The organism is Streptomyces sp. NPDC102270 (assembly GCF_044766405.1).
Lineage (GTDB): Bacteria > Actinomycetota > Actinomycetes > Streptomycetales > Streptomycetaceae > Streptomyces.
The window spans coordinates 37,837-47,893 of sequence record NZ_JBIWLX010000035.1 but is presented as its reverse complement, the minus strand read 5'-3'; the positions used below and the strand labels follow the sequence as shown (position 1 = coordinate 47,893).

At 70.4% G+C, this 10,057-nt stretch carries 12 protein-coding genes; 5 read left to right on the top strand and 7 right to left on the bottom strand.

All coding sequences use genetic code 11. The features are described 5' to 3' along the window. Positions 1-108: 108 nt before the first annotated feature. From ACIRP7_RS42925 to ACIRP7_RS42905, 5 genes are all read right to left on the bottom strand, one after another. The gene (locus tag ACIRP7_RS42925) at positions 109-1,533 is read right to left on the bottom strand and encodes an ATP-binding protein (RefSeq protein ID WP_403671636.1); all 1,425 of its coding nucleotides are present in this window, start codon (positions 1,531-1,533) and stop codon (positions 109-111) included. Beyond that, entirely contained in the window at positions 1,534-2,250 is a 717-nt protein-coding gene (locus ACIRP7_RS42920; RefSeq protein ID WP_403671639.1) for a response regulator transcription factor, read from the bottom strand. Positions 2,251-2,336: 86 nt separating this feature from the next. Then, the gene (locus ACIRP7_RS42915) at positions 2,337-2,948 is read right to left on the bottom strand and encodes an FMN reductase (protein WP_403671633.1); all 612 of its coding nucleotides are present in this window, start codon (positions 2,946-2,948) and stop codon (positions 2,337-2,339) included. Next, a complete protein-coding gene (locus ACIRP7_RS42910) occupies positions 2,945-4,036 on the bottom strand; it encodes an LLM class flavin-dependent oxidoreductase (RefSeq protein ID WP_403671630.1) in 1,092 nt (363 codons plus the stop codon). Before ACIRP7_RS42910 ends, ACIRP7_RS42915 begins: the two co-directional genes overlap by 4 nt. 282 nt (positions 4,037-4,318) lie before the next feature. Beyond that, positions 4,319-5,209, bottom strand: coding sequence for an NADP-dependent oxidoreductase (locus ACIRP7_RS42905; protein WP_403671627.1), 891 nt, complete (start codon positions 5,207-5,209; stop codon positions 4,319-4,321). 126 nt (positions 5,210-5,335) lie between these two features. Between ACIRP7_RS42905 and ACIRP7_RS42900 the strand changes: the two genes are divergently transcribed. After that, positions 5,336-5,737, top strand: coding sequence for a winged helix-turn-helix transcriptional regulator (locus ACIRP7_RS42900; RefSeq protein ID WP_403671624.1), 402 nt, complete (start codon positions 5,336-5,338; stop codon positions 5,735-5,737). A 47-nt stretch (positions 5,738-5,784) separates the two neighbouring features. Here the strand turns inward: ACIRP7_RS42900 and ACIRP7_RS42895 are convergent, their stop codons facing one another. Further along, positions 5,785-6,246: a hypothetical protein gene (locus ACIRP7_RS42895; protein WP_403671621.1), complete on the bottom strand. Its 462-nt coding sequence runs from the start codon at positions 6,244-6,246 to the stop codon at positions 5,785-5,787. A gap of 132 nt (positions 6,247-6,378) precedes the next feature. Between ACIRP7_RS42895 and ACIRP7_RS42890 the strand changes: the two genes are divergently transcribed. The 3 genes from ACIRP7_RS42890 to ACIRP7_RS42880 all read left to right on the top strand — a co-directional run bounded on the left by ACIRP7_RS42890 (position 6,379) and on the right by ACIRP7_RS42880 (position 7,739). Then, positions 6,379-6,714 (top strand): YnfA family protein, encoded by a 336-nt coding sequence (locus tag ACIRP7_RS42890; RefSeq protein ID WP_403671618.1) that lies wholly within the window; start codon positions 6,379-6,381, stop codon positions 6,712-6,714. A gap of 117 nt (positions 6,715-6,831) precedes the next feature. Further along, positions 6,832-7,608 carry an SDR family NAD(P)-dependent oxidoreductase gene (locus ACIRP7_RS42885; protein ID WP_403671616.1) on the top strand — a complete coding sequence of 259 codons (777 nt, stop codon included), beginning with the start codon at positions 6,832-6,834 and terminating at the stop codon, positions 7,606-7,608. Next, a complete protein-coding gene (locus ACIRP7_RS42880; RefSeq protein ID WP_403671613.1) occupies positions 7,605-7,739 on the top strand; it encodes a hypothetical protein in 135 nt (44 codons plus the stop codon). The genes ACIRP7_RS42885 and ACIRP7_RS42880 overlap by 4 nt, the downstream gene beginning before the upstream one ends. A gap of 7 nt (positions 7,740-7,746) precedes the next feature. Here the strand turns inward: ACIRP7_RS42880 and ACIRP7_RS42875 are convergent, their stop codons facing one another. Next, on the bottom strand, positions 7,747-8,940 hold the full coding sequence (locus ACIRP7_RS42875) for an RtcB family protein (protein ID WP_403671610.1): 1,194 nt from the start codon (positions 8,938-8,940) through the stop codon (positions 7,747-7,749). Positions 8,941-9,145: 205 nt separating this feature from the next. Between ACIRP7_RS42875 and ACIRP7_RS42870 the strand changes: the two genes are divergently transcribed. Then, positions 9,146-9,961, top strand: coding sequence for a DUF3558 domain-containing protein (locus tag ACIRP7_RS42870; RefSeq protein WP_403671607.1), 816 nt, complete (start codon positions 9,146-9,148; stop codon positions 9,959-9,961). Positions 9,962-10,057 lie beyond the last annotated feature (96 nt).

Genomic DNA, 10,057 nt, shown 5'->3' with positions numbered 1-10,057 from the left:
CACGCGCTACACCCGCCCCCACCGGAGCCGCAGCTGCGCCGCAGGCATCAGGGGCGCGGGGAACTGCGCACAACGCCCGCCCCCACCGAACCCGCAGACGAACGCCGCTCAACCGCCGGAGGCATCCCCACCCACCGTGAACCCGATCACCGTCCCGCCCCCCTCCCGGGGAAACGCAAACGGTGCCCCCCCGTGCGACAGCGCAACCTCCCGCACGATCGACAACCCCAGCCCCGACCCCGGCAACGACCGCGCGTCCGCCGCCCGGTAGAACCGGTCGAACACCCGCACAAGATCGGCCTCGGCGATCCCGGGCCCCCGGTCCAGCACCTCCACCCGCACCGGCCCTGCCGCCGTGAACCCCGACACCGAGATCTCGATCGCAGCGGTACCGTCCCGGTCGAACTTCGCCGCGTTCTCGACCAGGTTCGACACCGCCCGCTGCAGCATCCCCGGCCGCCCGTCCGTCACCGTCGAACCGCTCGCGTGCACGAGAACCTCCCGCCCGATCCGCCGCCGGGCCGCCCCCGCCACCTCCTCCGCGACATCGGCGAGATCCACCCGCTGCGGCGGCTCGTTGTCCGCCTGCCCCGCCGCGAGGTCGACCAGCTCGTTGACCAGATCGGTCAGCTCCCGTGCCTCCTGCGTGAGATCGGCGACCAGCTCGTCGCGCGTGGCGGGCGGCAACTCGTCGATCCGCCGCAGCAGCGAGATGTTCGTACGCAACGACGTGAGCGGCGTCCGCAGCTCGTGCCCCGCGTCCTGCACCAGCCGCCGCTGGTCCTCCTCCGACTGCGCGAGCCGCCCCAGCATCCGGTCGAAGGCCCGCCCCAGCCGCCCCACCTCGTCGTACCCGGTGACCGGCACCTCGATGCCCAGCCGCCGGGTCCGCGCCACGTCCTCCGCGGCGGACGTGAGGATCACCAGCCGCCGGGTGATCCGCCGGGCCAGCCACCATCCGAACAGCCCGGCGCCGACCACGACCGCCGCCATGAGCAGAAACGTCCGCTGCTGAAGCGCCCGCAGCAGATCCTCGGTGTCGCTGAACTCCTGCGCGACCTGCACGGCGCCCCGCCCGCCGCCCAGCGAGACGGTGGCGATCCGGTACACGTTGCTGCCGACCGTGACCTCCTTGTGCAGGACCATCCGCCCGGCCGCACCGGCGGCCGCGACCCGCCGGTCTCCGGAGATCACCGGCAGCCCGGGACGCCCGGGATCGGCGACCGCTCCCGTGGGCCCCAGTACCTGCACATCCGTACGGGCGGGCCGTACCAGGTCATGCCCCGGTGCCGAGGACGAAAAGTCCTCCGGTGCCATCCGCTGCTGCCGGACCTCGCCCCGCAGATCCTGCACGACCTGGTCGAACACCGACTCCTGGTCCACCCGCACCAGCCGCGCGGCGGCGCTGTAGGACAGCACCCCGACGAGCACGGTCACCGCGGCCGTCACCGCGGCGAAGGACACCGCGAACGTGGTCCGCAGGGACAGCAGCCGGGGCCGCGGCCGGGCCCACAGCCGAGCCAGCCGCCCCACTCAGTCCTCCCGGAGCACGTAACCCACGCCACGCACCGTGTGGATCAGCTGCGGGGCGCCGGGCTCGTCGAGCTTGCGGCGCAGATAGCCGACGTAGACGGCGAGGTTCTTGGAGCCGGGCCCGAAGTCGTAGCCCCAGATACGGTCGTAGATCGTCGAGTGGTCGAGGACGATGCCGGCGTTCCGCACGAGCAGCTCCAGCAGCTCGAACTCGGTACGGGTCAGCTCCAGCTCGCGCGTCCCCCGCCAGGCCCGCCGCGCCTGGATGTCCATGCGCAGCCCGGCCGCCTCGATCCGCCCCTCGGGCAGTTCCGGCGCCGGGGCCCTCACCACCGCGCCCACCGCGGGAGCCATCCCGTCGGAGCTGGTCCGCCGCAGCAGGGCCCGCAGCCGGGCGAAGACCTCCTCGACGTCGAAGGGCTTGACCACATAGTCGTCGGCGCCCGCGTCCAGACCGGCGATCCGGTCCTGGGTCTCCACGAGCGCCGTCAGCATGAGGATCGGCGTACGGTCGCCCTCGGCGCGCAGCACCCGGCAGACCTGGAGTCCGTCGATCCCGGGCATCATCACGTCGAGGACGAGCACGTCCGGCGGCGTCCGGTGGGCCTGCGCCAGCGCCTCGACGCCGTCGGCGACCGCGGTGACCCGATAGCCCTCCAGGGTCAGGGCGCGCTCCAGGGCGTGACGGATGGCGCGGTCGTCTTCGGCGAGCAGCACATTGTGGGACACGTCCTCAGTGTGCCGTGCCCGCCGAGTCGTACGACGTGATGAGCAGCTCACCGGGGACCCTTCTTACTGGCCTCTCACCCCGTCGGACGCAACGCGGCGAGCTGCTCCTCGAAGGGCACCACGTCCACGAAGCCGTCCGTGGCCGGGGCCCGGCGCGGGGCCCCGCGGACCGCCGACAGCCCGCCCATCAGCCCCGCGAGCTCCCGCGCGGCCCGCTCGACGCGCCCGTCCAGCCCCTCGGCGCCCCAGTCCTCCGAGGCGGCGTACACCCCGGTCGGCACGACGACGGCCTTCAGGTAGGCGAAGAGCGGACGCAGCGCGTGCTCCAGCACCAGCGAATGCCGGGCCGAGCCACCGGTCGCCGCGATCAGCACCGGCTTGCCCTCCAGCGCCTCCGGCTCGAGCACGTCGAAGAACGACTTGAACAGTCCGCTGTACGACGCCGAGAACACCGGGGTCACGACGATCAGTCCGTCGGCTCCGGCCACCGCGTCCTGCGCGGCGGCCAACGCCCGTCCCGGAAAACCGTTCGTGAAGTTCTGCGCGATCTCCACGGCGAGTTCCCGCAACTCCACGACCTGGATGTCCACCTCGGTCGCCCGTCCCACGGCCGCGGCCAGCCGGTCCCCCAGCAGCCGGGTGGACGACGGGACGCTCAGCCCCGCGGACACGACGACGAGCTTCATGCGACGACCTCCTTGTTCTGCTCGGCGGCCAGCAGGGACGCGTGGGTGGGAGCCTCCGGGACGCCGGCCGGGCGCCCGGCCGCGAACTCCTTGCGCAGCACCGGTACGACCTCCTCGCCCAGCAGGTCGAGTTGCTCCAGGACGGTCTTCAGGGGCAGTCCGGCGTGGTCGAGGAGGAACAGCTGGCGCTGGTAGTCCCCGGCGTACTCGCGGAACTTCAGCGTCTTCTCGATGACCTGCTCCGGGGAGCCGACGGTCAGCGGGGTCTGGTCGGTGAAGTCCTCCAGGGAGGGCCCGTGTCCGTAGACCGGTGCGACGTCGAAGTAGGGCCGGAACTCCTTCACGGCGTCCTGGGAGTTGCGCCGCATGAACACCTGGCCGCCGAGCCCGACGATCGCCTGCTCGGCGGTGCCGTGCCCGTAGTGGGCGTACCGGGCCCGGTACAGCTCGACCATCCGCTTCGTGTGGTCGGCGGGCCAGAAGATGTTGTTGTGGAAGAAGCCGTCGCCGTAGTAGGCGGCCTGCTCGGCGATCTCCGGAGACCGGATGGACCCGTGCCAGACGAACGGAGCGACGCCGTCGAGGGGGCGCGGCGTGGAGGTGAACCCCTGGAGCGGCGTCCGGAACTTCCCCTCCCAGTTCACGACGTCCTCGCGCCACAGCCGGCGCAGCAGGGCGTAGTTCTCGATGGCGAGGTTGATGCCCTCCCGGATGTCCTTGCCGAACCAGGGGTAGACCGGCCCGGTGTTCCCGCGGCCCATCATGAGGTCCACCCGCCCGTCGGCCAGGTGCTGGAGCATCGCGAAGTCCTCGGCGATCTTCACCGGGTCGTTGGTGGTGATCAGCGTGGTGGAGGTGGAGAGGATCAGCCTCTCGGTCTGCGCCGCGATGTACCCGAGCATGGTGGTCGGCGACGACGGCACGAACGGCGGGTTGTGGTGCTCACCGGTCGCGAAGACGTCGAGCCCGACCTCCTCGGCCTTCAGCGCGATCGCGACCATGGCCTTGATCCGCTCGCGCTCGGTCGGCGTACGCCCGGTCGTCGGGTCCGGCGTGACGTCGCCGACGCTGAAGATCCCGAACTGCATGGTCGCTCACCCTCCAGGTTGTTTACGGTTCAACTATAACCGCGTGCCCGGAGAACGACACCGCCCCCACACCTATTCCCACGGCATCCCCGACGACTTCCGCCGGTGCCACACACCACCGACGCCCACCACACCCACCCAGGGCCGCGGGGCTGTGTCGATGTGCGGCTCCGCCGCGCAGGCGCGACCAGCCCCCCACGACCCGCATCCGACAATCCACCTCACCCACCCCCACCTCCGCCTCCGCCTCCGCCGCGAAAGCGAACCCACCCGGCCCACCCCCTACGGCACCAGCACGAGCCGGCCCCGCACACCCCCCTCCTCCAGCCGGGCATGTGCCTTGACCACCTCGTCCAGGGCGTACGTCCCGGCCACCCGCAGCGTCAGCACCCCCTTGTCCACCAGCCCCGCCAGCTCCGCCAGGCGCGCCCCGTCCGCCTCCACCGCGACGGACACCGTCCGCACCCCGCGCACTGAACCGGGATGCGCCCCCGGCCGTACACCGACGTAGGCACCCCCGTCCCGCACCCGCTCCAGCACCGCCTCACCGAGCACCGCCGCGTCCAGTACGGCGTCGACGGTCCCGGCAGCGGCGACGGTGGTCGTGAACTCCGTGGCCCCCAGGGACCGTACGAACTCCTCGTCCCCCTCCCGAGCCAGCCCGGTCACCGACACCCCCCGGTGCACGGCGAGTTGGACGGCGAACCCGCCGACCGCACCGGCCGCCCCGGTGACCAGCAGCGACTGCCCCTCGGTCAACTCCAGCAGATCCAGGGCCTGAACGGCGGTCAGGGCGTTCAGCGGCAGCGTCGCCGCGTGCACCGCGTCGACCGTGACCGGCGCCTTGGCCACCGCGTCCGTGTCCACGACGACGTACTCGGCATGCGTGCCCAGCGCCTTCGCCACACCCCCCTGGAGTGCCACCACCTCGTCCCCGACGCTCCACACCGTCGCGACGCCCACCGCGTCCACGGTCCCCGCGACATCCCAGCCGAGACCGATCCGCTTGCCCGCCCCACCGAAGAAGCCGGCCCGCACGCCCAGATCCACCGGGTTCAGCGCGGCACCGGCGACCTTGATCCGCACCTGCCGGGCCCCCGGCTCGGGCAGCTCGCTCTCCACCACCTCCACGGCCTCGGGCCCGCCAAAGGTCCTCACCACAGCAGCACGCATGACTGGAAACTCCCCATTGGTCGCTGTTCGCTCCGGTATCTCCGTCGCTGTCAACAACCCTAGGAAGAGCTACTATCCATTGGTAAGTAGTTACCTGAAGGTGCCTACATACCCCGGAGGTGAGCCATGCCGACCATGACGGCGGCCCAGCGGCGCGAACAGGCGCGCGAGGAGTACGACGCGTTCATCAAGGGCTGCCCGACCAACCAGCTCCTGGACCGCCTCAGCGACAAGTGGGTCAGCCTGGTCGTCTCGGCCCTGTCCACCGGCCCCATGCGCTACAGCGACCTCAGCCGCAAGATCGCCGGCGTCAGCCCCAAGATGCTCACCCAGACCCTGCGCTCCCTGGAACGCGACGGCATCCTCACCCGCACGGTCACCCCGTCCGTCCCCGTCCGCGTGGACTACGAACTCAGCGCCCTCGGCCACAGCCTGGCCGGCCTGCTGACCGCGGTGAAGCGCTGGGCGGAGACACACATCGAGGAAGTCCACGAGGCGAGAGACCGCTACGACGCCTCGACCGACTGACGCCGGACCCGCTCAGGCGCGCGGAGAACCGGGCGGCCGGCGACCCGTCAGAAGTAGTACTCGTCCTCACTGTCCAGCACCAGCACCCGCTGCCGGTCGTTCTCCCGGTTCCCGTCCACCGTCCCGCCGTTCCACACCGTGTCGATCTCCAGCAGCACCTCCGACGGCACCCCCCGCAGCCGCACCCGCAGATCGACCCGCTCCCCCACCCCGTCCGCCGCCAGCGCCCCCACCGCGCACAACACCACCCGCTCCTCGGACCGCGCACACCCCTTCGGCAGCGCCTGCGCGTCCACGAGCGGCTCCGACCACCGCAGCCGTACGGTCGCGTCCGGCACGGCGGCAGGCCCGTGATTGCGCGGCGAGAACCGCACGTCCACCTGCCCGCCGGACAGGGACGCGGCCCCGTGATACGCCAGATCCGCCTCGGGGCCGCCGACCGCGACCGCCGTACCCCCACCCGCCACCAGCGCCACCACCACCGCACCCCACACCGCAAGCACCCGCATGCCACCCACTCCTCGCTCCAGCCGCCCGAACCGCCGCGGTCGCAGGGATGTATCCCACGTACGTCGGCCGACAGGCGCCCTCCATCAGGTGACACCGGGACGCCGGCGGACGGGCATGCGAGGCTGATCCCCATGCTCGTAGCCCGCTCCGCCGCCCTCTTCGTCGTCGCCGCCCTCTTCGAGATCGGCGGCGCCTGGCTGGTCTGGCAGGGCATACGGGAGCACCGCGGTTGGATGTGGACCACGGGCGGCATCCTCGCCCTCGGCGCCTACGGCTTCGTCGCCACCTTCCAGCCCGACGCCCACTTCGGCCGCATCCTCGCCGCGTACGGCGGCATCTTCGTGGCCGGCTCGATCCTGTGGGGCATGGCTGCGGACGGCTACCGCCCGGACCGCTGGGACATCACGGGCGCGCTGATCTGCCTCGCGGGCATGGCGGTGATCATGTACGCCCCGCGGGGCGAGTGAGCGGCCGCACTCAGGACATCTCGGCGACCGGCCCGCCATACGGACCGCCCGGAGCCTCGCAAACCGGCCGACCTATCCTGGCGGAAGCCCGTACCCACGCCCGCCCGAGGAGCAGCCATGGCCCCCGCCGCCCCGTCCCCCGCGTCCCGGATCGCGATCGTCACCGGGGCGAGCAGCGGAATCGGCGCGGCCACCGCACAACAGCTCGCCGCGGCCGGCTACCGCGTCGTCCTGACCGCCCGTCGCAAGGACCGTATCGAGGCGCTCGCGGAGGAGATCAACGCGGCGGGCCACCAGGCGACGGCCTATCAGCTGGACGTGACGGACCGCGAGGCGGTCGACGAGTTCGCCTCCGCCTTCAAGACGGTCGGCGTCCTCGTGAACAACGCCGGCGGAGCCCTCGGCGCCGACCCGGTCGCCACCGGCGACCCCGCGGACTGGCGCTCGATGTACGAGACGAACGTCATCGGCACCCTGAACCTCACCCAGGCCCTGCTCCCGAAGCTCGACGCGAGTGGCGACGGCACGGTCGTGGTGGTCTCCTCCACGGCGGGCCACGGCACCTACGAGGGCGGCGCGGGCTATGTCGCCGCCAAGCACGGCGCCCACGTCCTCGCCGAGACCCTGCGCCTGGAGATCGTCGGTCGCCCGATCCGCGTCATCGAGATCGCCCCCGGCATGGTCAAGACCGACGAGTTCGCCCTGACCCGCTTCGGCGGCGACCAGGAGAAGGCGGAGAAGGTCTACCAGGGCGTCGCGGAACCCCTCACCGCCGACGACGTGGCCGACACCATCACCTGGGCCGTCACCCGCCCCAGCCACGTCAACGTCGACCTCCTGGTCCTGCGCCCCCGAGCCCAGGCGTCCAACACAAAGGTCCACAGGGACCTGTGACCGGGGAACGGAAAGACCCGCAGGACCCCCACGACGAACGCCACATGTGGTGGTGGCTCGCCTACTTCCTCTTCGGCATCCACATCGTGGCCTTCGTCATGATCTACGCGGTGACGCACGCCCCGAAGTGAGCGCGGCTCAGCCCTTCACACAGACGACCTGCTTCAGCTTCGCCACGACCTCCACCATGTCCCGCTGCTGGTCGATGACCTGGTCGATCGACTTGTAGGCGCCCGGGATCTCGTCCACGACACCGGAGTCCTTACGACACTCCACGCCCCGCGTCTGCTCCTCCAGGTCCCGCGTCGAGAACCGCCGCTTTGCCGCGTTACGGCTCATGCGCCGACCGGCGCCGTGGGACGCCGAGTTGAAGGCCTTCTCGTTTCCGAGGCCCTTCACGATGTATGAACCTGTCCCCATGGAGCCCGGGATGATGCCGTATTCCCCGGCCCGGGCGCTGATCGCCCCCTTGCGCGTGACGAGCAGGTCCATCCCCTCGTAGCGCTCGCGGCTCACATAGTTGTGGTGGCAGCTCACTTCAGGTTCGAAGACCACCTTGGCCTTCTTGAACTCCTTGCGGAGCACGTCCTTGAAGAGGGCCATCATGATCGACCGGTTGTACTTCGCGTACTCCTGCGCCCAGTAGAGGTCGTTCTGGTATGCCGCCATCTGCGGAGTGTCCGCGACGAAGACCGCAAGGTCCCGATCGATCAGCCCCTGGTTGTGCGGGAGTTTCTGGGCGACTCCGATGTGGTGTTCGGCCAGCTCCTTGCCGATGTTCCGAGAACCGGAGTGCAGCATGAGCCAGACCGATCCGTCATCACTTATGCACACTTCTGCGAAGTGATTTCCGGATCCGAGCGTTCCCATCTGCTTTCCAGCGCGTTCATGACGGAATTTGACCGCATCCGCCACCCCGTCGAACCGCCCCCAGAAGTCGTCCCACCCCGCAGTAGCCAGCCCATGGAACCGCCCCGGCTCGACAGGACTGTCATGCATCCCCCGCCCCACCGGAATGGCCTGCTCGATCTTTGAGCGCAGCCGGGACAGGTCCCCCGGCAGGTCGTTCGCCGTCAGGGACGTCTTCACCGCCGACATTCCGCAGCCGATGTCCACCCCCACCGCCGCCGGGCACACCGCACCCTGCATCGCGATCACGGACCCGACCGTCGCGCCCTTGCCGTAGTGCACGTCCGGCATCACCGCGAGGCCCTTGATCCACGGCAGGGTCGCGACGTTGCGCAGCTGCTGCAGGGCCACGTCCTCGACGGTCGCCGGGTCGGCCCACATGCGGATCGGGACCTTGGCGCCCGGCATCTCCACGTACGACATATCGTCCTCATTCCCCCGGAAAGCAAACAGAAGTCTTGAATCGCAAAACCGGTGCCAAGGTCGACGTATGGGATGACGGACCGGCGTTCACGGCAGTGCGTGCGATACACATTGTCTGCTGGGGACGCCCCCGTGCGGCAAGCGAATAACCTGCGGGGACACTTGGATCCCCACGAGTCGGAGACTTTCCGAGAGGAGCCCCACCGTGCAGCGGAAGGCCTATGTACCCGGCGTCGCCGCCCTCCTCGCGGCGGTGCTGGCCGGCTGCACCGGCAGCTCCGGTGGCGACGGCCCGACGGACGACGCCAATCCCGGTGACACCGGCACCGCCTCCGTCGTGGCGCAGCCCGGCAAGTACCGTACGCTGCCCGAGGCCTGTGGCGTGGTCGGCCAGAGCAGTCTGGACGTGCTGCTGCCCGGCATCCAGCAGATCGCCGACGAGGACCAGCGGACCAAGGCGTACGAGGGCGACGCCACGCTCACCTACGACACCGACCGTAAGGTCGGCTGCCGTTGGAAGGTGGAGGCCACGGACGCCACCGAGTACCTGTCGGTCGACTTCGAGCGGGTGGTGTCGTACGACAATGCGGTCAGCGACGACAGTCAGGCGCAGCAGCTGTTCGCGCAGGCCGAGGAGAAGGCCGATCTGCCGGTGGCGGCGACGTCCAGTGCCGTGTCCGCCGTGGAGGAGAGCGGCACCGCCAGTCCTACGGCGTCTCCCACGGCCACTCCGAGTGGTTCCGCGAGTCTGAGCGGTTCGGCGTCCACCACACCGTCGGATCTCCAGCCCCGCGTGCTGGACGATCTGGGCGACGAGGCGTTCCTGGACGACGTGTTGAGCAACTCGGGTTCGACGGCTCAGCAGCGCAAGGTGACTGTGGCGTTCCGCACGTCCAACGTGATCGTGACCATCGAGTACGAGGAGCAGCCGACGACGATCGGCGTGACCCCGGACAGCAAGGAAATGCAGGACAACGCCCGGAAACTGGCCTCTCAGCTGGCCGGGTCGCTGTCGGGCTGAGTGCTCTTCACACGCCCCTCACCCGTGCGCACGAGGCATTCGAAGCTGGACCGCACAGCATGCTCACCGCGTACCGTGGCCCCTCGGACCCGATCC